The organism is Streptomyces sp. NPDC025833, assembly GCF_055558055.1.
In genome coordinates, this window is the sequence record NZ_JBVHNF010000017.1 from 26,725 (window position 1) to 46,749 (window position 20,025).

Here is a 20,025-nt window from a genome sequence, read left to right on the forward strand (position 1 = left end):
CAGGACGGTGAACACCCCATGAGCAACTTCCCCGGCGCCGCCAGCGGCACGTACGAAGGGCCCCGCCCCGACAGCCGCTACGTCATCCCGCGCTTCGTCGAGCGCACCTCCCAGGGCATCCGCGAGTACGACCCGTACGCGAAGCTCTTCGAGGAGCGCGTGATCTTCCTGGGCGTCCAGATCGACGACGCCTCGGCCAACGACGTGATGGCGCAGCTGCTGTGCCTGGAGTCGATGGACCCGGACCGGGACATCTCGATCTACATCAACAGCCCCGGTGGCGACATGACCGCCCTGACGGCGATCTACGACACGATGCAGTTCGTGAAGCCCGACATCCAGACGGTCTGCATGGGCCAGGCGGCCTCCGCCGCGGCCATCCTGCTCGCCGCCGGTACGCCGGGCAAGCGCATGGCGCTGCCGAACTCGCGCGTGCTGATCCACCAGCCGGCGGGCTCCACCGGCCGCGGTCAGCTCTCCGACCTGGAGATCATCGCCAAGGAGTTCACCCGGATGCGTGAGCAGCTGGAGGACATGCTGGCCAAGCACTCGAACCAGCCGATCGAGAAGATCCGCGAGGACATCGAGCGCGACAAGATCCTCACGGCCGAGGAGGCGCTGCAGTACGGCCTCGTCGACCAGATCATCTCCACCCGCAAGCTGAACAACAGCTCGGTCCGCTGACGCGGATCCGGGCACTTCCGGCCCCCCTTGGCACCGTGCACGTCAAAGTGAACCCTGCCAAGGGGGGACCGAACACCGGGCCCGGCAAGGTACCGTCGGACATAAGGCAGCACCAGGAGCCGCTGGACCGGTTACGTCCAGGCGTCTCCCAGGCGAAGGGGAAGCACACCGTGGCACGCATCGGTGACGGCGGCGATCTGCTCAAGTGCTCGTTCTGTGGCAAGAGCCAGAAGCAGGTCAAGAAGCTCATCGCAGGGCCCGGTGTGTACATCTGCGACGAGTGCATCGATCTCTGCAACGAGATCATCGAGGAAGAGCTCGCGGAGACCAGCGAGGTCCGCTGGGAGGAACTGCCCAAGCCGCGCGAGATCTACGAGTTCCTCGAGGGCTACGTGGTCGGCCAGGAGGCCGCCAAGAAGGCCCTGTCCGTGGCGGTGTACAACCACTACAAGCGGGTCCAGGCGGGCGAGAACGGCGGCGCGAGCGGCCGGGACGACGCGATCGAGCTGGCGAAGTCCAACATCCTGCTGCTCGGCCCCACGGGCTCGGGCAAGACCCTCCTCGCGCAGACGCTGGCGCGCATGCTGAACGTCCCGTTCGCGATCGCCGACGCCACCGCGCTGACCGAGGCGGGGTACGTCGGCGAGGACGTCGAGAACATCCTGCTGAAGCTGATCCAGGCGGCCGACTACGACGTCAAGAAGGCCGAGACGGGGATCATCTACATCGACGAGATCGACAAGGTCGCCCGCAAGAGCGAGAACCCGTCGATCACCCGGGACGTCTCCGGCGAGGGCGTGCAGCAGGCCCTGCTGAAGATCCTGGAGGGCACCACGGCCTCGGTCCCGCCGCAGGGCGGCCGCAAGCACCCGCACCAGGAGTTCATCCAGATCGACACGACGAACGTCCTGTTCATCGTGGGCGGCGCCTTCTCGGGCCTGGAGAAGATCATCGAGTCCCGGGCCGGCGCGAAGGGCATCGGCTTCGGTGCGACGATCCTGTCCAAGCGCGAGCTGGAGTCCAAGGACGTCTTCGAGGACGTCATGCCGGAGGACCTGGTCAAGTTCGGCATGATCCCCGAGTTCATCGGCCGGCTCCCGGTCATCACCTCGGTGCACAACCTGGACCGCGAGGCCCTGCTCAAGATCCTGGTGGAGCCCCGCAACGCCCTGGTCAAGCAGTACCAGCGCCTGTTCGAACTCGACGGTGTCGAGCTGGACTTCGAGCGCGAGGCGCTGGAGGCCATCGCCGACCAGGCCATCCTCCGCCAGACCGGCGCCCGCGGCCTGCGCGCCATCATGGAGGAGGTCCTCCAGGGCGTGATGTACGAGGTCCCGTCCCGCAAGGACGTCGCCCGCGTCGTCATCACGGCCGACGTGGTCCTCTCCAACGTCAACCCCACCCTCATCCCGCGCGACGCCCGGGGCCGGGGCCCGGGGGAGCAGAAGACGGCGTAGGCGGTAACGGCACACGCGAAGGGGCCCCGGTCAGCCGACCGGGGCCCCTTTCCGCGTGCGGCGCAACCGCGTCACACCTTGACGCGGACCTCGTTGCGGAACTTGGCCACCAGCTCGGCGTCCGCCGCCGGGTCGCCGCTGCGGCCCGAAGCCAGGGTGGCGATGTCCATCGGCATCACCATGCCGAGCGTGCTCTTGTCACCCCAGATGCAGACGTCGAACGTCACCTCCTTGGGGCCGCCGGAGGAGCTGTCGGGGTTCACGCTCTTGATCTGCTGGCACTTGAGCACAGCGCCCTTCAGCGAGGCGGGCTCGTACTTCTTCGGCTCGCCGACCAGGCCCACGCCTTCGGCGCTCTCCTTGGTGCTTTCCTTCTTCATGTACGCGAACATCGCGTCGACGGCCTTCTCGGGGTCGTCGATCGTGCCGTACACGCCGCCGAACTTGATCATCTTCTTGCCCAGCGGGTTGCTGTCGTCGCCGGACTCGTAGTCGGCGCTGACGTCCTTGGGATGGTGGACCCCCCACTTCTCCGCGTCCTTGAGGTCGCTGGGCGTCATGGAGTCGTCCTGGGCCTTGCCCTTCTTGTACTCCGTCAGCACCGTCTGCGGAGTCGTCAGCTTGTGCGGGCCGTCGTCCGCGACGCCGGAACCGCCGGAGCCGCCGCCGAGCACGAAGTACGCGCCGACCGCCAGAGCCGCGACCACCGCCACCGCGCCGATGACCAGGCCCGTCTTCTTCTTCCCGCCGGCCGGCTGGGGCGGCTGGGGCGGCTGCGGCATGCCGTAGGGCTGCTGCTGGCCGTACGGGTTCTGCTGCTGACCGTAGGGACCAGGCTGCTGCTGCGGCGCGCCCTGCTGCGGGTAGCCGTACCCCGGCTGCGCAGCGGCCGGAGCCTGCTGGGGGTAGCCGTAGCCGGGCTGCGGCGCCTGCGGCGGCTGGCCGTAGGGGCCCGGCTGACCGCCGTACTGCCCAGGCTGCCCCGGCTGGCCGTACGGGCCCGGCTGCTGGGGCTGCTGGCCGTACGGGCCCGGCTGGTTGTCGCTCATTCCTGGGTTCCCCTCCAGATGCCTTATGTGTTCCTGACATCCTGGCGCAGCCCCGGCCGGCGCACGGCATCGGGGGGCCGCACCGTTACAGAACAAACGCGTTTCGGGACCACCCCGTGACACCTCTAAACTGAGCCCCGTGACCGAGAACGCTCAGCAGCAGCCGCCCGCGCCCGACTCCGAACTGCCGACCCAGTACGCGCCGGCCGAGGTGGAAGGACCGCTGTACGAGCGCTGGGTAGAGCGCGGGTACTTCGAGGCGGACGCGAAGAGCGAGAAGCCGGCGTACACCATCGTCATCCCGCCGCCGAACGTCACGGGCTCGCTGCACCTGGGCCACGCCTTCGAGCACACGCTGATCGACGCCCTCACCCGCCGCAAGCGCATGCAGGGCTTCGAGACGCTGTGGCAGCCCGGCATGGACCACGCCGGCATCGCCACCCAGAACGTCGTCGAGCGCGAGCTCGCCAAGGAGGGCAAGTCCCGCCACGACCTGGGCCGCGAGGCCTTCGTCGAGCGCGTCTGGGAGTGGAAGGCCGAGTCCGGCGGCCAGATCGCCGGCCAGATGCGCCGCCTCGGCGAGGGCCTGGCCTGGAGCCGGGACCGCTTCACCATGGACGAGGGCCTGTCCCGGGCCGTCCAGACCGTCTTCAAGAAGATGTTCGACGACGGCCTGATCTACCGCGCCGAGCGCATCATCAACTGGTGCCCGCGCTGTCTGACGGCCATCTCCGACATCGAGGTCGACTACCAGGACGACGACGGCGAGCTCGTCTCCATGAAGTACGGCGAGGGTGACGACACCGTCGTCGTCGCCACCACCCGCGCCGAGACGATGCTCGGTGACACGGCCGTCGCCGTCCACCCGGACGACGAGCGCTACGCCCACCTGATCGGCAAGCAGATCAGGCTGCCGCTGACGGACCGTACGATCCCGGTCGTCGCCGACACGCACGTCGACCCGGAGTTCGGCACCGGCGCCGTCAAGGTGACCCCGGCGCACGACCCGAACGACTTCGCCATCGGCCAGCGCCACGACCTCGAGTCCATCGAGGTCCTCGACGAGCGCGGCGTGATCACCACCCACGGCCCCTTCCAGGGCCTGGACCGCTTCGAGGCCCGCTCCGCGATCGTCGCCGCCCTGCGCGCCGAGGGCCGGATCGTCGCCGAGAAGCGCCCGTACGTCCACTCCGTGGGCCACTGCTCGCGCTGCAAGACGACGCTGGAACCGCGCCTGTCCCTGCAGTGGTGGGTCAAGGTCGAGACCCTCGCCAAGGCCGCCGGTGACGCGGTCCGCGACGGCCGGGTCGACATCCACCCGGCCGACATGTCGCAGCGCTACTTCGACTGGGTCGACAACCTGAACGACTGGTGCATCTCGCGCCAGCTGTGGTGGGGCCACCGCATCCCCGTCTGGCACGGCCCGAACGGCGAGCTGGTCTGCGTCGGCCCCGACGACGAGGCGCCCACGGGCGAGGGCTGGACCCAGGACACCGACGTCCTCGACACGTGGTTCTCCTCCGGCCTGTGGCCGTTCTCCACGCTCGGCTGGCCGGAGCAGACCCCGGACCTGGAGAAGTTCTACCCGAACTCCGTCCTGGTCACCGGCTACGACCTGATGTTCTTCTGGGTCGCCCGGATGATGATGTTCGGCCTGTACGCGATGGACGGCCGGCCGCCGTTCCACACGATCGCGTTCCACGGCATGGTCCGCGACGAGTTCGGCAAGAAGATGTCGAAGTCGTTCGGGAACACGGTCAACCCGCTGGACTGGATGGACAAGTACGGCTCCGACGCCCTGCGTTTCACCCTGGCCAGGGGCGCCAACCCGGGCGTCGACGTCCCGATCGGCGAGGACTGGGTCCAGGCGTCCCGCAACTTCGCCAACAAGATCTGGAACGCCACCCGTTTCGCGATGATGAACGGCGCGACGGTCGAGGGCCCGCTGCCGGACGCCTCCGCGATGTCCGCCACGGACCGCTGGATCCTGTCCCGCCTGAACGAGACCGTCGCCGAAGTCGACGCGTTCTACGAGGACTACCAGTTCGCGAAGCTCAGCGACGCCCTGTACCACTTCGCGTGGGACGAGGTCTTCGACTGGTACGTCGAGCTGTCCAAGACCGTCTTCCAGGCGGGCGGCGCCCCCGCCGAGGCGAGCAAGCGCGTCCTCGGCGAGGTCCTCGACGTCACGCTCAGGCTGCTCCACCCGATCGTGCCGTTCGTCACGGACACCCTGTGGACGACGCTGACCGGCGGCGAGTCGGTCGTCGTCGCCGACTGGCCGGGGGACAGCGGGTTCCGCGACGCCGACGCCGAGCGGGAGATCGAGACCCTCCAGTCGGTCATCACCGAGGTCCGCCGCTTCCGCGCCGACCAGGGCCTCCAGCCCGGCCAGCGGGTCCCGGCGCGCCTGACGCTGGACGGCACGGCCCTCGCCCCGCACGAGGCCGCCATCCGCCAGCTCCTGCGCCTCCAGCCGGAGGGCGAGTCCTTCACGGCCACGGCCACGCTGCCGGTCGCCGGCGCCGAGGTCGCCCTCGACCTCTCCGGCACGATCGACGTCGCCGCGGAGCGCAAGCGCCTCGCGAAGGACCTGGCCGCCGCCGAGAAGGAGAAGGCCCAGGCCACGGGCAAGCTCGGCAACGAGGCGTTCCTCGCCAAGGCCCCGGAGAACGTGGTGGACAAGATCCGCACGCGCCTGGCCAAGGCCGAGGAGGACATCACCCGGATCCAGGCCCAGCTCGACCGGCTGCCGCAGGCGTAGGCAGTACCCCTGATACCGAAGGCCCCGGTGCCCCACGGCACCGGGGCCTTCGGCACACCCACCCGGACACCGCCCGGCCCGCGCGCCCCGGTCACCCAGCCCCCGCTGCCCTCGTCGCCGCAGACCGGCGCAGGCCCCGGACGGCCGGCCCGGGCACCCGCCCCCGGCCCTCGCCCACCACCCGGCGCCCCCGCCGGCGGGCGGAGCGGCAAGCCGTCCCATACCGGCGCCGCGCCGGGCCCGCGCGCTCCGTAGACTGGCCCCGTGAGCGACCACCCCGGCACCAGCGACACCCCCGATCCCCTCGACGGCTTCGACGAGATCATCGAGGCCGAGACCGACCGCGACCCCGACCTCGCGGTCATCGAGGCCGGCAGCCGCACCCTGCGCACCCAGGGCGGCGCGCCCCAGGCCGACGTACCCGGGCGCCCCGAGGACCCGGCGGTCGACCAGGCCCTGCGCGAGGTCGAGGCCGAGCTGGCCACCCGCTGGGGCGAGACCAAGCTGGACCCCTCGGTCGCCCGCATCGCCGCGCTGATGGACGTCCTGGGCGAGCCGCAGCGCGCGTACCCCTCGATCCACATCACGGGCACGAACGGCAAGACCTCCACCGCCCGCATGATCGAGGCCCTGCTCGGCGCCTTCGAGCTGCGCACCGGCCGCTACACCAGCCCGCACGTCCAGTCGGTCACCGAGCGCATCAGCCTGGACGGCGCCCCGATCACCGCCGAGCGGTTCATCGACACGTACCAGGACGTCAAGCCGTACGTCGAGATGGTGGACGGACAGCAGGAGTACCGGCTGTCGTTCTTCGAGGTGCTCACCGGCATGGCGTACGCCGCCTTCGCGGACGCGCCCGTCGACGTCGCCGTCGTCGAGGTCGGCATGGGCGGGACCTGGGACGCGACCAATGTGATCGACGGCGACGTCGCCGTCGTGACCCCGATCGACCTGGACCACACCGACCGGCTCGGCGGGACGCCCGGCGAGATCGCCGGCGAGAAGAGCGGCGTCATCAAGCAGGACGCCACCGTCATCCTGGCCCAGCAGCCGGTGGACGCGGCGCAGGTGCTGCTGAAGAAGGCCGTCGAGGTGGACGCCACCGTAGCCCGCGAGGGGCTGGAGTTCGGCGTCGTGGCCCGGCAGGTCGCCGTCGGCGGGCAGCTGCTCACCCTGCGCGGCCTCGGCGGCGAGTACCCGGAGCTGTACCTCCCGCTGCACGGCGCCCACCAGGCGCACAACGCGGCCGTCGCCCTCGCCGCCGTCGAGGCGTTCTTCGGCGTCGGCGCGCAGCGCGCCGAGCCGCTGGACCTCGACACCGTCCGCAAGGCGTTCGCGGCCGTGTCCTCCCCGGGCCGCCTGGAGGTCGTCCGGCGCTCCCCGACGATCGTGCTGGACGCCGCGCACAACCCGGCGGGCGCCGCCGCCACCGCCGAGGCCGTGCGCGAGGCGTTCGACTTCACCCGGCTCGTCGGCGTCGTCGGCGCCAGCGGCGACAAGAACGTGCGCGGGCTGCTGGAGGCCTTCGAGCCGATCTTCGCCGAGGTCGTCGTCACCCAGAACTCCAGCCACCGGGCCATGGACTCCGACGAGCTGGCCGCGATCGCCGTCGAGGTGTTCGGCGAGGAGCGGGTGCAGGTCGAGCCGCGGCTGCCGGACGCCTTGGAGGCCGCGATCACGCTGGCCGAGGAGGAGGGCGAGTTCGCGGGCGGCGGGGTACTGGTCACCGGATCCGTCATCACGGTCGGCGAGGCCCGGCTGCTGCTGGGGAAGGGCTGAGGTCTGCCGTGCGTACTCTCTGTGCATCGACCCTGATCGGCGAGTTCTTCGTCATCGGCTTCGCCGGGCTGGTCGCGATGAAGGACCCGGACCTCGCCACGTCCACGGTGTGGCTCGTCAGCGGTATCGCGATGCTGCTGTGCGTGCTGCTGTGCGGCATGGTGACCCGGCCCGGCGGAGTGGTCCTCGGCTGGGCCCTGCAGATCGCCCTGATCGCCTCCGGTGTCTTCGTCCCCACCATGTACTTCATGGGCGCGGTGTTCGCGGCCCTGTGGTGGGCGTCGGTGCACTTCGGGCGAAAGGTGGACGAGGCGAAGGCGAGGTTCGCGGCCCAGGCCCGGTCCGCCTCCTCCCCGGCTGACGCTGCGTAACAGGCGCCCCGACACGCCCTGTAACCTCGTCCCACCGCACCCGCAAGTCGTGTAAGGAGCCCCTCGTGAGCCAGCGCACCCTCGTCCTGCTCAAGCCCGACACCGTCCGTCGCGGCCTGACCGGCGAGATCATCAGCCGTATCGAGCGCAAGGCCGGCTGGCGGATCACGGCGCTGGAGCTGCGCACCCTGGAGCGGGCCACGCTGGAGCAGCACTACGGTGAGCACGTGGGCAAGCCGTTCTACGAGCCGCTGGTCGAGTTCATGTCCTCGGGCCCGGTCGTCGCGCTCATCGTGGAGGGCGAGCGGGTGATCGAGGGCGTGCGCCAACTGGCGGGCCCGACCGACCCGATCGCCGCCGCGCCCGGCTCGATCCGGGGCGACTACGGTGTGATCGTCCGCGAGAACCTGATCCACGCCTCGGACTCCGAGGAGTCCGCCGAGCGCGAGGTGAAGATCTTCTTCCCGGGCCGCGCCTGACCCGTGGGCCGTCCGCGGAAGGTCCGGGCCGGTCCCGGGCCTTTCCCGCATGGCCCGGGCATTTGAGGGAACGAGCGCCCCCGAACGCCCGTCTCCACAAGCGAGGCGGCACGCCATCTGGTGACAATGGCGGAGACCCTCGCGCAGTGTTCGTGCAGGCGCGTTTACGATGGAAGCCTTCACGTCACAGCACCCGCCTCGCCGTCCTGATATGCCCTCACATATTCAGGAGGCCAGATGAATCCGGATGGGGAACTCAATGTCGTTCATCGGCCGTGACATGGCTGTCGACCTCGGGACCGCCAACACGCTGGTGTACGTCAGGGGTCGCGGGATCGTCCTGAACGAACCGTCCGTCGTGGCGATCAACACCAACACGGGTGGGATCCTCGCGGTCGGTGCGGAAGCGAAGAAGATGATCGGCCGGACGCCGGGCAACATCGTGGCCGTCCGCCCCCTGAAGGACGGCGTGATCGCCGACTTCGAGATCACCGAGCGGATGCTCCGCTACTTCATCCTGAAGATCCACAAGCGGCGCTACCTGGCCCGGCCGCGGGTCGTGGTCTGCGTGCCCTCGGGCATCACGGGCGTCGAGCGCCGTGCGGTCATCGAGGCGTCCTCCCAGGCCGGCGCCCGCCAGGTGCACATCATCGAGGAGCCCATGGCCGCGGCCATCGGCTCCGGACTGCCGGTCCACGAGGCCACGGGCAACATGGTGGTGGACATCGGCGGCGGCACCACGGAGGTCGCGGTCATCTCCCTCGGCGGGATCGTCACCGCGCAGTCCATCCGCGTCGCCGGCGACGAACTGGACAACGCGATCATCCAGTACATCAAGAAGGAGTACAGCCTTCTGCTGGGCGAGCGCACGGCCGAACAGATCAAGATCACGATCGGTTCGGCGTACGACCTCGACGCCGACGAGCACACCGAAGTGCGCGGCCGTGACCTGGTGTCGGGGCTGCCGAAGACCGTCGTCATCTCGGCGGCCGAGGTCCGCAAGGCCATCGAGGAGCCGGTCAACGCGATCGTGGACGCGGTGAAGACCACCCTCGACAAGTGCCCGCCGGAGCTGTCCGGCGACATCATGGACCGCGGAATCGTTCTGACCGGCGGCGGGGCCCTGCTGCGCGGCCTCGACGAGCGGCTGCGGCGGGAGACCGGCATGCCGATCCACATCGCCGAGGACCCGCTGGACAGCGTCGCGCTCGGTTCCGGCAAGTGCGTCGAGGAGTTCGAGGCGCTCCAGCAGGTGCTGGACGCCCAGCCGCGCCGATGACGACTCTTCGATTCCGCCGTACGAGACGTTCTCCTCTCGTGCGGCGGATCGTTGATATAGAGGCATAAGCTCCCCCGAATGGACCTTCCCGGTTCGCGCCGCACGATTCGCGTTTTCCAGGGGTCCGAAGAATTCCTACTCGAGGAAGGGCACGGCCGCCGCACGTGAGGGACACGAAAGAGAGCCGGCTGCTCCTGGTCCTGCTGGTCGCCATCGCGTTCGCGCTGATCACGGTGGACATCCGGGGAGGCCGGAACTCCCCGGTCGACGGTGCCCGGCACGCCGCCGCGACGGTGTTCGGACCCGTCGAGGACGGACTGAGCTCCGCGGTCGACCCGGTGGGCAACGCGGTCTCCGCGGTCCGCGCCTCGGGCAGCCGGCACGACCGGCTCGCCGCGCTGGAGAAGGAGAACGCGGCCCTCAAGGCGAAGCTCGGCAGCGACGACCGCAACCGCAGCCGCCTCAGGCAGCTCGACAAGATGCTGAAGGTCGCCGGCGAGGGGCAGTACGGCATCAAGGGCGCCCAGGTCATCGCCATAGGCTCGGCGCAGGGCTTCTCCTGGACCATCACCATCGACGTCGGCGCGAACGACGGCATCAAGCGGGACATGACCGTCCTGAACGGCGACGGCCTGGTCGGCCGCGTCACCACCGTCGGCCCCGGCACCGCCACCGTGCTGCTCGCCAACGACCCCGACTTCACCGTCGGCACCCGCATGGAGGCGGGCGACGAACTCGGCTTCGCCTCCGGCCAGGGCGACCGCCCGCTCCGCGTCGAACTGCTCAACGGCAAGGCGGAGGTGAAGAAGGGCGACCGGCTCGTCACCTTCGGCTCCCAGTCCGACCGGCCGTTCGTACCCGGCGTCCCGGTCGGTGTCGTCTCCCGCGTGGACCCCTCCGGCGGCGGCCTCACCCGCACCCTCTACGTCACCCCGTACGTCGGCTTCACCAAGCTCGACATCGTCGGCGTGGTCGTCCAGGCCCCGGCCCGCGATCCACGGGACACCGTGCTCCCCGCCAAGCCGAAGCCGGTCCCGACGCCGACGGTGACCGTCACGGTCACCCCGTCGGCCGACGCCCCCACCACCGACAACGCCACCGAAGAGCAGCAGTAGGAGCTGAATCCCATGCGTGTCAACAGGATCCTGCTCTCCAGCGCGCTGGTCGTGGTGGCCCTGGTGGTCCAGGTGAGCGTGCTCGCCCGGCTGCACCTGCCGGGCGCCGTGCCCGACCTGCTGCTGCTCACCGTCCTCGGTCTGGCGATGGTGTACGGCCATGTCGGCGGCGCCCTCGTCGGGTTCGGCGCCGGCCTGCTCGCCGACCTGGCACCGCCCGCCGACCACGCGGCCGGCCGCTACGCCCTCGTCCTGTGCGTCACCGGCTACTTCGCCGGGCTCGTCCGGCCGGAGAACGGCCGGCTGAAGTCGGCGACCGGCCCCATGGCCGTCGTGGTCGCCGCCGCCGTAGGCTCCACCCTGCTCTACGCCGGGGTGGGCGCCCTGGTCGGCGACACCGCCGCCCGGCACGTCGGCCTGCCCGGCCTGCTCGTCTCCGCGGCCCTCTACGACCTGCTGCTCGCCCCGTTCGTGGTGCCCGCCGTCATGTGGCTGGCCCGCCGCTCCGACAATGACCCGCTCACCGACAGCGGTCCCGCGGCCAAGGCCGGGGACATCTCCTCCGGTTGGCTCTCCTCGGGCACGGGCCTGCGCATCGGCGGCCAGCGCGGCGGCCTCGGCGCGCTGAAGGCCAAGGCCCGCACCCGCTCCGCCCGGGTCGGCCGCATCAAGGGGGTCAAGCGCCTGTGAACACCGCGAAGTTCACCCGAACGGGGCAGCCCGCCCGGAACGCGGCCCCACCGGTCGGCCGTTTCCCGTATGTACGCGCGCAGGCGGTCCGCGCACCCGCAGCACACGCACAGACGTCCGCGCACTGAGAGGGGGAGGCAGCAGCAGTGACCAACATCCCCGAGACCGGTCGGACCCCACGGATCCAGATCCGGCTCGTCGTGATCCAGATCCTCGTCCTCTCCTTGCTCGGCACGCTCGGCGGCCGGTTGTGGTACCTCCAGATCCGCGAGGGCGCCGCCTACCAGCGGGAGGCGTCCGGCAACCACGTCCAGCAGGTGGTCGACCCCGCCGTGCGCGGTGACATCCTGGACGCCCGCGGCGTGCCCCTCGCGGACAACGAGACCCGCCTGGTGGTCTCCGCCTCCCGCACCGACCTGCTGAAGCAGAAGGACGACGGCAAGGCCGTCCTCGCCAAGCTGGCCGGCGTCCTCGGCATGAGCCCCGAGGAGGTCGCGCAGAAGGTCCGGCTGTGCGACGCCGAGACCCCCCAGCCCTGCTGGAACGGCTCGCCGTACCAGCCGATCCCCATCACCGACAAGGCCACGGCCAAGCAGGCACTCCAGATCCGCGAGCGCTCCGAGGACTTCCCCGGCATCACCGCCGAACCCGAGGCGGTCCGCCGCTACCCGGGCCCCGGCAAGTCCAACACCGCACAGGTCCTCGGCTACCTCTCGCCCGTCACCGACGACGAGATCCAGCAGGCCAAGGACACCGACTCGCCGTTCCTGCGCTCCGACATGGTCGGCCGCTCCGGCCTGGAGCGGACGTACGACAAGGTGCTGCGCGGCAAGGCCGGCGTCACCCGGTACGAGGTCGACAACCTCGGCCGGGTCATCGGCAAGGCCGAGTCCGACCCGGCCGAGTCCGGTTCCAAGCTCGTCACCAGCATCGACTCCCGGGTGCAGCGCGTCGCGGAGTACGAGCTGGACAAGGCCATGAAGGTGGCCCGCCAGCAGTTCGACAAGATCACCGGTACGAACTACAAGGCCGACTCCGGCGCCGTCGTCGTGATGGAGGCCAAGACCGGCCGCATCGTCGCCATGGCCTCCGCGCCGACCTACGACCCGAACGTCTGGGTCGGCGGCATCTCCGGCAAGGACTACAAGGCCCTCACCGGCAAGGATTCCGACTACCCCCTGCTCAACCGGGCCATACAGGGCCAGGCGGCCCCCGGCTCGACCTTCAAGGTGATCTCCACGGCCGCCGCGGTCGAGGCCGGCTACCCCTTCGACGGCAGCTACCCGTGCACCAGCTCCTACTCGGTGGGCGGCCAGGTCTTCAAGAACTTCGAGGGCGAGAACTTCGGCGCGATCACCCTGGGCCGCGCCCTGGAGGTCTCCTGCGACACCGTCTTCTACGGCCTCGCCGACAGGGAGTGGAAGCGGGACGGCGGCATCAACCCCAAGAAGGGCCAGCCGAAGGACTACTTCTACAAGGCCGCCCACCAGTTCGGCCTCGGCCGGGAGACCGGCGTCGACCTGCCCAACGAGGTCACCGGCCGGGTCCCGGACCGCCAGTGGAAGCTGGACTACTGGAAGGCCAACAAGGACGCCTGGTGCAAGTCCGGCAAGAAGGACGGCTCCTACGTCGAGAAGATCGCCTACGAGAACTGCCTCGAGGGCAACAAGATGCGCGAGGGCGACTCGATCAACTACTCCATCGGCCAGGGCGACACCCTCGTCACCCCGATCCAGGAGGCCGTGATCTACGGCGCCGTCGCCAACGGCGGCACGATGTACCAGCCGTCCATCGGCAAGGCCGTCATCAGCGCCGACGGCAAGTCGGTGCGGGAGATCAAGCCGAAGAAGCGCGGCAGGCTGCCGGTCAGCCAGGCCACCCTCAAGGGCATGGACGACGCCTTCGCGGGCGTCATCACGCGCGGTACGGCGGCCTGGAAGTTCGGCGGCTGGCCGCAGGACAAGATCCCGCTGCACGCCAAGACGGGAACGGCGGAGGTCTACGGCAAGCAGACCACCTCCTGGCTCGCCACCTACTCCAAGGACTACACGGTGATCATGACGATCGCCCAGGCCGGTACGGGTTCCGGCGCCTCCGGTGAGGCCGTGCGCAACATCTACGGCGCCCTCTACGGCGTTCAGGGCGACGGCTCCGTCGACGACCGGAAGGCGCTGCTGCCCCAGCCCCAGAAGGACCTGCCCAAGGTCCGCCCGGACGGCACCATCGCCGCCCCCAAGATCACCGGTGATCCGGCCAAGGACACCGAGGCCGCCCAGAAGAACAACCCCACCAACGGCGACGACCAGCAGCCCGCCGGCACCACCGCCTCGCCCACCCCGGGCAACCGCGACACCCGCAGGCGCCGGCGCCACCGCGCCCGGGGAAGCCGGAGGACGCCCTGATGACCGGCGCGAACAGCTTCTCCGTCTCCGGGTACGGCCCCGAGCGGGCCGGCTGGACGAAACTCCTCGCCCGCGACTCCCTCACCCGCCGGCTGGACTGGCCGATACTGCTGGCGGCCACCGTGCTGTCCCTCATGGGCTCGCTGCTGGTCTACTCGGCCACCCGCAACCGCACCGAGCTGAACCAGGGCGACCCGTACTTCTTCCTGCTGCGGCACCTGATGAACCTCGGCATCGGGATCGCCCTGATGATCGCCACGATCTGGCTCGGCCACCGGGCCCTGCGCAACGCCGTGCCGATCCTCTACGGCCTGTCGGTGATGCTCGCCCTGGTCGTCCTGACCCCGCTCGGCGCGACGATCAACGGCCAGCGCAACTGGCTCGTCATCGGCGGCTTCTCCCTCCAGCCGGCCGAGTTCATGAAGATCACGATCATCCTCGGCATGGCCATGCTGCTGGCCGCCCGGGTGGACGCGGGCGACAAGCCCTACCCGGACCACCGGACCGTGTTCCAGGCGCTGTGCCTGGCCACCGTGCCGATCCTGATCCTGCTGCTCATGCCCGACCTCGGCTCCGTGCTGGCCATGGTGGCCATCATCCTGGGCGTGCTGCTCGCCTCCGGGGCCTCCAACCGCTGGGTCTTCGGCCTCCTCCTGGCCGGGGTCGTCGGCTGCGTGGCCATCTGGCAGCTGCACATCCTGGACGAGTACCAGATCAACCGGTTCGCGGCCTTCGCCAACCCGGACCTGGACCCGGCGGGCGTCGGCTACAACACCAACCAGGCCCGGATCGCCATCGGCTCCGGCGGACTCACCGGCGCCGGCCTCTTCCACGGCTCGCAGACCACCGGCCAGTTCGTGCCCGAGCAGCAGACCGACTTCGTCTTCACGGTCGCGGGGGAGGAGCTGGGCTTCCTCGGCGCGGGCCTGATCATCTTCCTGATCGGCGTCGTCCTGTGGCGCGCCTGCCGCATAGCGCGCGACTCGACCGAGCTGTACGGCACGATCGTGGCCGCCGGCATCGTCGCCTGGTTCGCCTTCCAGTCCTTCGAGAACATCGGCATGACCCTCGGCATCATGCCCGTCACCGGCCTGCCCCTGCCGTTCGTGTCCTACGGCGGCTCGTCCATGTTCGCCGTGTGGGTCGCGATCGGGCTGCTCCAGTCCATCAAGGTGCAGCGGCCCATGTCGGCGTGACACCGCCCCGGGCCACCGGACGCGGCCCGGGGCCGCCCCGAGCGGCCGGCGGGTCCCCGCCGGCCGTCCGCCCGGGGCGGCCACTGCCGCTGCGGCCCCGGGCCCACTAGATTCGGTGCATGGCGGATACGAAACGCGAGATCGAGCGCAAGTACGAATCCGACGAGAGCGGACTGCCCGACCTGACCGGCGTCGGCGGGGTGGCCGCGGTCCTCGACAAGGGCCTGGTCGACCTGGACGCCACGTACTACGACACCGTCGACGAACGACTGGCCGCCGCCTCGCTGACCCTGCGCCGCCGCACCGGCGGCCCGGACGCCGGCTGGCACCTGAAGCTCCCGGTCGCCCCCGGCGTCCGCGACGAGATCCGGGCCCCGCTCTCCGACACCGTCCCCGAGGAGATCGCCGCCCTGGTCCGCTCCCGGGTCCGGGACCGCGCCCTGGTCCCCCTCGTCCGGCTGCGGTCCGCCCGCGACGTGCGGCACCTGGTCGACGCCCGGGGCGAGCTGCTGGCCGAGGCGAGCCTCGACACCGTCACCGCCGAGCGGCTCACCGGCGCGGGCGGCGCCGCCCAGTGGACCGAGATCGAGGTCGAACTGGCCGACGGCGGCGACCCCGCCTTCCTCGACCAGGTGGAGGAGCGGCTGCGCGAGGCGGGCGTGCGGCCGTCCGACTCCCCGTCGAAACTGGCCCGCGCCCTGGAACAGACCGCCCCGGGCGGCGGCGGGAAACGGCGCCGGAAGAAGGCAGGGGCCCCCGCGCCCGCCACGGCGGGCGACCACGTCCTCGCCTACCTCCGCGCCCAGCGGGACGCGCTGGTCGGGCTGGACCCCGCCGTCCGCCGCGGCATCCCCGACGCGGTGCACCGGATGCGGGTCGCCACCCGCCGCGCCCGCGGCACCCTGGGCACCTTCGGCGCCGTCCTGGACCGCGCCGCCACCGACCCCGTGCGCGCCGAGCTGAAGTGGCTCGCGGGCGAACTCGGCGTCGACCGCGACCAGGAGGTGCTGGCCGACCGCCTGACGACCGCCCTGGACGCGCTCCCGCCCGGCCTGGTCGACGGACCCGTCCGGGAACGCCTCGCCGCCTGGGCCGCCGCCCGGCACGGCGGCGCCCACGCCCACCTGACCGGCGTCCTCGACTCCCGCCGCCACCTGGCCCTGCTGGAGGCCCTCGACGCCCTGCTCGCGGACCCGCCGCTCGGCGGGAAGGCCGGGAAGAAGCCCGGGAAGGCCCTCCCGGCGGCGCTGCGCAGGAGCGAGCGGAAACTGGGGCGCCGCATGGAGCCCGCGCTGGAGCTGCCGCCCGGCCACGACCGTGACGCGGCCCTGCACGAGGCCCGCAAGAAGGCCAAGCGCACCCGGTACGCGGCGGAGGCGTCCACCGGGGCCCTGGGCGGCCCCGCCCGCTCCCTCACCAAGTCCATGAAGTCCCTGACCACCCTGCTCGGCGACCACCAGGACAGCGTCATGGCCCGCCGCACCCTGCGCGAGCTGGCGGCGGTGGCCCACGCGGCCGGGGAGAGCACCTTCACCTACGGGCTCCTGTACGGCAGGGAGGAGGCCCGGGCGGCCGCGCTGGAGGCGGAGCTGCCCGGCCGCTGGCGGCGGGCCGGGGGCGGGACGGCGGGCTGAGCGTTCGGGGGAGCCCGCCGGGCGGGTTACGCTTGATGGTCACCCCAGTCAGCCCATGAAGGTTCGCGAGATGCCTGCCGAAGCCGCCGAGTCGGTGTTCCCGCAGCTCGAAGCACTGCTGCCGCACGTGCAGAAGCCGATCCAGTACGTCGGCGGAGAGCTCAACTCCACGGTCAAGCCGTGGGACGAGTGTGACGTCCACTGGGCGCTCATGTATCCCGACGCGTACGAGGTCGGACTGCCCAACCAGGGCGTCATGATCCTCTACGAGGTCCTCAACGAGCAGGAGGGGGTCCTCGCCGAGCGCACCTACAGCGTCTGGCCGGACCTGGAGGAGCTGATGCGCGAGCACGGCGTCCCCCAGTTCACGGTCGACAGCCACCGCCCGGTGAAGGCCTTCGACGTGTTCGGCCTCAGCTTCTCCACCGAGCTGGGCTACACCAACATGCTCACCGCCCTCGACCTCGCGGGCATCCCGCTGGAGTCCCGGGACCGCACGGTCGACGACCCGATCGTCCTGGCCGGCGGCCACGCGGCCTTCAACCCGGAGCCGATCGCCGACTTCATCGACGCGGCCGTGATCGGCGACGGCGAGCAGGCCGTCCTCGACATGACCCGCGTCATCCGGGAGTGGAAGGCCGAGGGCCGCCCCGGCGGCCGGGAGGAGGTCCTCCTCCGGCTGGCGAAGACGGGCGGGGTGTACATCCCGGCGTTCTACGACGTCGAGTACCTCCCGGACGGCCGCATCGCCCGCGTGGTCCCCAACCGCTCCGGCGTCCCGTGGCGCGTGTCCAAGCACACGGTCATGGACCTGGACGAGTGGCCGTACCCCAAGCAGCCGCTGGTGCCGCTCGCCGAGACCGTGCACGAGCGCATGTCGGTCGAGATCTTCCGCGGCTGCACCCGGGGCTGCCGCTTCTGCCAGGCGGGCATGATCACCCGCCCGGTGCGCGAGCGCTCGATCACCGGCATCGGCGAGATGGTCGACAAGGGCCTGAAGGCGACCGGCTTCGAGGAGGTCGGCCTCCTCTCCCTGTCCTCCGCGGACCACTCGGAGATCGGCGACATCGCCAAGGGCCTGGCGGACCGCTACGAGGACGACAAGATCGGCCTCTCCCTCCCGTCCACCCGCGTCGACGCCTTCAACGTCGACCTGGCGAACGAGCTGACGAGGAACGGCCGCCGGTCCGGCCTGACCTTCGCCCCCGAGGGCGGCTCCGAGCGCATGCGCAAGGTCATCAACAAGATGGTCTCGGAGGAGGACCTGATCCGTACGGTCTCCACGGCCTACGGCAACGGCTGGCGCCAGGTGAAGCTGTACTTCATGTGCGGCCTGCCGACGGAGACCGACGAGGACGTCCTCCAGATCGCCGACATGGCGACGCGCGTGATCCAGAAGGGCCGTGAGGTCTCGGGCGCCAACGACATCCGCTGCACGGTCTCGATCGGCGGCTTCGTTCCCAAGCCCCACACCCCCTTCCAGTGGGCCCCGCAGCTCTCGGCGGAGGAGACGGACGCCCGCCTGGCCAAGCTCCGCGACAAGATCCGCGGCGACAAGAAGTACGGCCGCTCGATCGGCTTCCGCTACCACGACGGCAAGCCCGGCATCGTGGAGGGCCTCCTGTCGCGCGGCGACCGCCGCATCGGCGCGGTCATCCGCGCGGTGTACGAGGACGGCGGCCGCTTCGACGGCTGGCGCGAGCACTTCTCCTACGACCGCTGGATGGCGTGCGCGGACAAGGCCCTCGCCCCCTTCGGCGTGGACGTCGACTGGTACACCACCCGCGAGCGCGCCTACGAGGAGGTCCTGCCCTGGGACCACCTCGACTCCGGCCTGGACAAGGACTGGCTCTGGGAGGACTGGCAGGACGCCCTCGACGAGACGGAGGTCGAGGACTGCCGCTGGACCCCGTGCTTCGACTGCGGCGTCTGCCCGCAGATGGACACCCAGATCCAGATCGGCCCGACGGGCAGGAAGCTGCTGCCGCTGACGGTCGACAACGCGGGTCCGGCGCCGGCTCCGAGTGGTCACACGCACTGAGGCGGCCCGGGTCCGGTGAGCGGACACACGGCTGAGCCCCCTCCCCGGCGGGAGGGGGCTCAGCCGTGCTCGGGGTCGGCTCGACGCGGGCGGGGTGCTCGGTCGTACTTCGCCTTGAGCTTGCGCAGCCGGCTGTAGTCACCGCGCTTGCCCCGGCCGACGCCGGGCTCGGCTCGGCGGAGAAGGGCGCGTCGCGGCGCGGGAAGGCCGTGCCGCGGGGGCTCTCTCTTACCGGGCCGGGGGGCCGCCGGCACGGGGCGGGCCCGGTCATGGCGGGCGCGCGGCCGGTCAGGAGGTGAGGACCGAGATGCCGTCCCCGAGCAGCTTCAGGCCGAGCACGAAGAACAGCACCGCCATCACCGCCACGTTGTGCTGGGCGGCCCAGTCCTTCCAGCCGCCGAGCGTGGTCCTCGCCCGCTCACCCCCGAGCAGGAAGACCCCCAGCGGGACCAGCAGGCCGAGGGAGGCGATCACGACGAAGACGGCCAGCGCCCCGATCTGCTGCCCCAGGGGCAGCCCGGCCGAGCCGATCGCGGCGCCCGCGGCGATGGTGAGCGGGGCGTTCTTGGCGTTGAGGGCGGCCAGGGCCGTACCGAGTCCGAAGACCTTCGCCGGGGCGAGGCGGTCGAGCGCGTCCATCCACTTCGGCAGCCGGGCCTGCGCGGGGTCCCGGGGGCGCCGGTGCCACTGGCGGGCGCCGAAGAGGAGCAGGAGCAGGCCCAGCGCGAGCTTGAGCGCCCCCACCCAGGTGGCCGGCCGGCCGTGGCCGGAGGCGGCCGCCGGAGAGGCGATCGCCAGCATCACCGCACCCGGTACCGCCAGCCCCAGCAGCCAGCCGACGGTGAAGACCGGTCCGGTGAGGCGGCCGCGCGGCGTGGCGAGGATCAGGACGAGCGCGATGATCGGGAGCGGGCTGACCGCCACACCGGCCGCGAGACCCAGCACGTCACCGAGGACTTTGCCCATGCCGGCCTCCAGGTGGTGGCTCGGGCGGAGCGGGCCGGACCGGCGGCGCCGCCGCTGCGCGACCGGACGGCGCCCGGGGCCGCGTGGGGAGCGGGGCAAGGCCCCGCTCCGCGGCTTCC

The 20,025-nt window shown here is 71.1% G+C and carries 15 protein-coding genes; 13 read left to right on the forward strand and 2 right to left on the reverse strand.

All coding sequences use genetic code 11. The annotated features are described in order from the left end of the window. The first annotated feature begins 18 nt into the window (after positions 1 to 18). Together ACZ4K2_RS28085 and clpX are read left to right on the forward strand one after the other, a co-directional pair. Positions 19 to 684: an ATP-dependent Clp protease proteolytic subunit gene (locus tag ACZ4K2_RS28085; protein WP_467477056.1), complete on the forward strand. Its 666-nt coding sequence runs from the start codon at positions 19 to 21 to the stop codon at positions 682 to 684. A 170-nt stretch (positions 685 to 854) separates the two neighbouring features. Further along, positions 855 to 2,141, forward strand: coding sequence for an ATP-dependent Clp protease ATP-binding subunit ClpX (gene clpX / locus ACZ4K2_RS28090; protein WP_467477058.1), 1,287 nt, complete (start codon positions 855 to 857; stop codon positions 2,139 to 2,141). A 71-nt stretch (positions 2,142 to 2,212) separates the two neighbouring features. Here clpX and ACZ4K2_RS28095 read toward each other — a convergent pair whose 3' ends face one another. Further along, positions 2,213 to 3,190 (reverse strand): hypothetical protein, encoded by a 978-nt coding sequence (locus ACZ4K2_RS28095; RefSeq protein WP_467477060.1) that lies wholly within the window; start codon positions 3,188 to 3,190, stop codon positions 2,213 to 2,215. A gap of 139 nt (positions 3,191 to 3,329) precedes the next feature. Here ACZ4K2_RS28095 and ACZ4K2_RS28100 point away from each other — a divergent pair, with 139 nt between their 5' ends. The 11 genes from ACZ4K2_RS28100 to ACZ4K2_RS28150 all read left to right on the forward strand — a co-directional run bounded on the left by ACZ4K2_RS28100 (position 3,330) and on the right by ACZ4K2_RS28150 (position 18,940). Then, on the forward strand, positions 3,330 to 5,954 hold the full coding sequence (locus ACZ4K2_RS28100; RefSeq protein ID WP_467477062.1) for a valine--tRNA ligase: 2,625 nt from the start codon (positions 3,330 to 3,332) through the stop codon (positions 5,952 to 5,954). 264 nt (positions 5,955 to 6,218) lie between these two features. Further along, the gene (gene folC / locus ACZ4K2_RS28105; protein ID WP_467477064.1) at positions 6,219 to 7,733 is read left to right on the forward strand and encodes a bifunctional tetrahydrofolate synthase/dihydrofolate synthase; all 1,515 of its coding nucleotides are present in this window, start codon (positions 6,219 to 6,221) and stop codon (positions 7,731 to 7,733) included. Positions 7,734 to 7,741: 8 nt separating this feature from the next. After that, a complete protein-coding gene (locus ACZ4K2_RS28110; RefSeq protein ID WP_467477068.1) occupies positions 7,742 to 8,104 on the forward strand; it encodes a DUF4233 domain-containing protein in 363 nt (120 codons plus the stop codon). A 65-nt stretch (positions 8,105 to 8,169) separates the two neighbouring features. After that, complete coding sequence (gene ndk, locus ACZ4K2_RS28115) at positions 8,170 to 8,583, forward strand: nucleoside-diphosphate kinase (protein WP_467477071.1); 414 nt, start codon at positions 8,170 to 8,172, stop codon at positions 8,581 to 8,583. A gap of 259 nt (positions 8,584 to 8,842) precedes the next feature. Further along, positions 8,843 to 9,862 carry a rod shape-determining protein gene (locus ACZ4K2_RS28120; RefSeq protein ID WP_031158632.1) on the forward strand — a complete coding sequence of 340 codons (1,020 nt, stop codon included), beginning with the start codon at positions 8,843 to 8,845 and terminating at the stop codon, positions 9,860 to 9,862. A gap of 164 nt (positions 9,863 to 10,026) precedes the next feature. Beyond that, positions 10,027 to 10,977 (forward strand): rod shape-determining protein MreC, encoded by a 951-nt coding sequence (gene mreC, locus ACZ4K2_RS28125; protein ID WP_467477074.1) that lies wholly within the window; start codon positions 10,027 to 10,029, stop codon positions 10,975 to 10,977. 12 nt (positions 10,978 to 10,989) lie between these two features. Next, positions 10,990 to 11,667 (forward strand): rod shape-determining protein MreD, encoded by a 678-nt coding sequence (mreD, locus tag ACZ4K2_RS28130; RefSeq protein ID WP_467477077.1) that lies wholly within the window; start codon positions 10,990 to 10,992, stop codon positions 11,665 to 11,667. Positions 11,668 to 11,813: 146 nt separating this feature from the next. Continuing rightward, complete coding sequence (gene mrdA, locus ACZ4K2_RS28135; protein ID WP_467477081.1) at positions 11,814 to 14,069, forward strand: penicillin-binding protein 2; 2,256 nt, start codon at positions 11,814 to 11,816, stop codon at positions 14,067 to 14,069. Then, positions 14,069 to 15,265: a rod shape-determining protein RodA gene (rodA, locus tag ACZ4K2_RS28140; RefSeq protein ID WP_467477085.1), complete on the forward strand. Its 1,197-nt coding sequence runs from the start codon at positions 14,069 to 14,071 to the stop codon at positions 15,263 to 15,265. The genes mrdA and rodA overlap by 1 nt, the downstream gene beginning before the upstream one ends. Before the next feature lie 119 nt (positions 15,266 to 15,384). Continuing rightward, positions 15,385 to 16,899 carry a CYTH and CHAD domain-containing protein gene (locus ACZ4K2_RS28145; RefSeq protein ID WP_467477088.1) on the forward strand — a complete coding sequence of 505 codons (1,515 nt, stop codon included), beginning with the start codon at positions 15,385 to 15,387 and terminating at the stop codon, positions 16,897 to 16,899. Between the two features lie 70 nt (positions 16,900 to 16,969). Beyond that, positions 16,970 to 18,940, forward strand: coding sequence for a TIGR03960 family B12-binding radical SAM protein (locus ACZ4K2_RS28150; RefSeq protein ID WP_467477091.1), 1,971 nt, complete (start codon positions 16,970 to 16,972; stop codon positions 18,938 to 18,940). A gap of 288 nt (positions 18,941 to 19,228) precedes the next feature. Here ACZ4K2_RS28150 and ACZ4K2_RS28155 read toward each other — a convergent pair whose 3' ends face one another. Beyond that, positions 19,229 to 19,906 (reverse strand): GAP family protein, encoded by a 678-nt coding sequence (locus ACZ4K2_RS28155; RefSeq protein WP_467477094.1) that lies wholly within the window; start codon positions 19,904 to 19,906, stop codon positions 19,229 to 19,231. Positions 19,907 to 20,025: the final 119 nt, after the last annotated feature.

Coding starts and splice junctions, on each gene's coding strand:
- ACZ4K2_RS28155 (WP_467477094.1), bottom strand. CDS start 19,906: ATGGGCAAAGTCCTCGGTGACGTGCTGGGTCTCGCGGCCGGTGTGGCG.
- ACZ4K2_RS28145 (WP_467477088.1), top strand. CDS start 15,385: ATGGCGGATACGAAACGCGAGATCGAGCGCAAGTACGAATCCGACGAG.
- mreD (WP_467477077.1), top strand. CDS start 10,990: ATGCGTGTCAACAGGATCCTGCTCTCCAGCGCGCTGGTCGTGGTGGCC.
- ACZ4K2_RS28120 (WP_031158632.1), top strand. CDS start 8,843: ATGTCGTTCATCGGCCGTGACATGGCTGTCGACCTCGGGACCGCCAAC.
- ACZ4K2_RS28150 (WP_467477091.1), top strand. CDS start 16,970: ATGCCTGCCGAAGCCGCCGAGTCGGTGTTCCCGCAGCTCGAAGCACTG.
- ACZ4K2_RS28095 (WP_467477060.1), bottom strand. CDS start 3,190: ATGAGCGACAACCAGCCGGGCCCGTACGGCCAGCAGCCCCAGCAGCCG.
- rodA (WP_467477085.1), top strand. CDS start 14,069: ATGACCGGCGCGAACAGCTTCTCCGTCTCCGGGTACGGCCCCGAGCGG.
- ACZ4K2_RS28085 (WP_467477056.1), top strand. CDS start 19: ATGAGCAACTTCCCCGGCGCCGCCAGCGGCACGTACGAAGGGCCCCGC.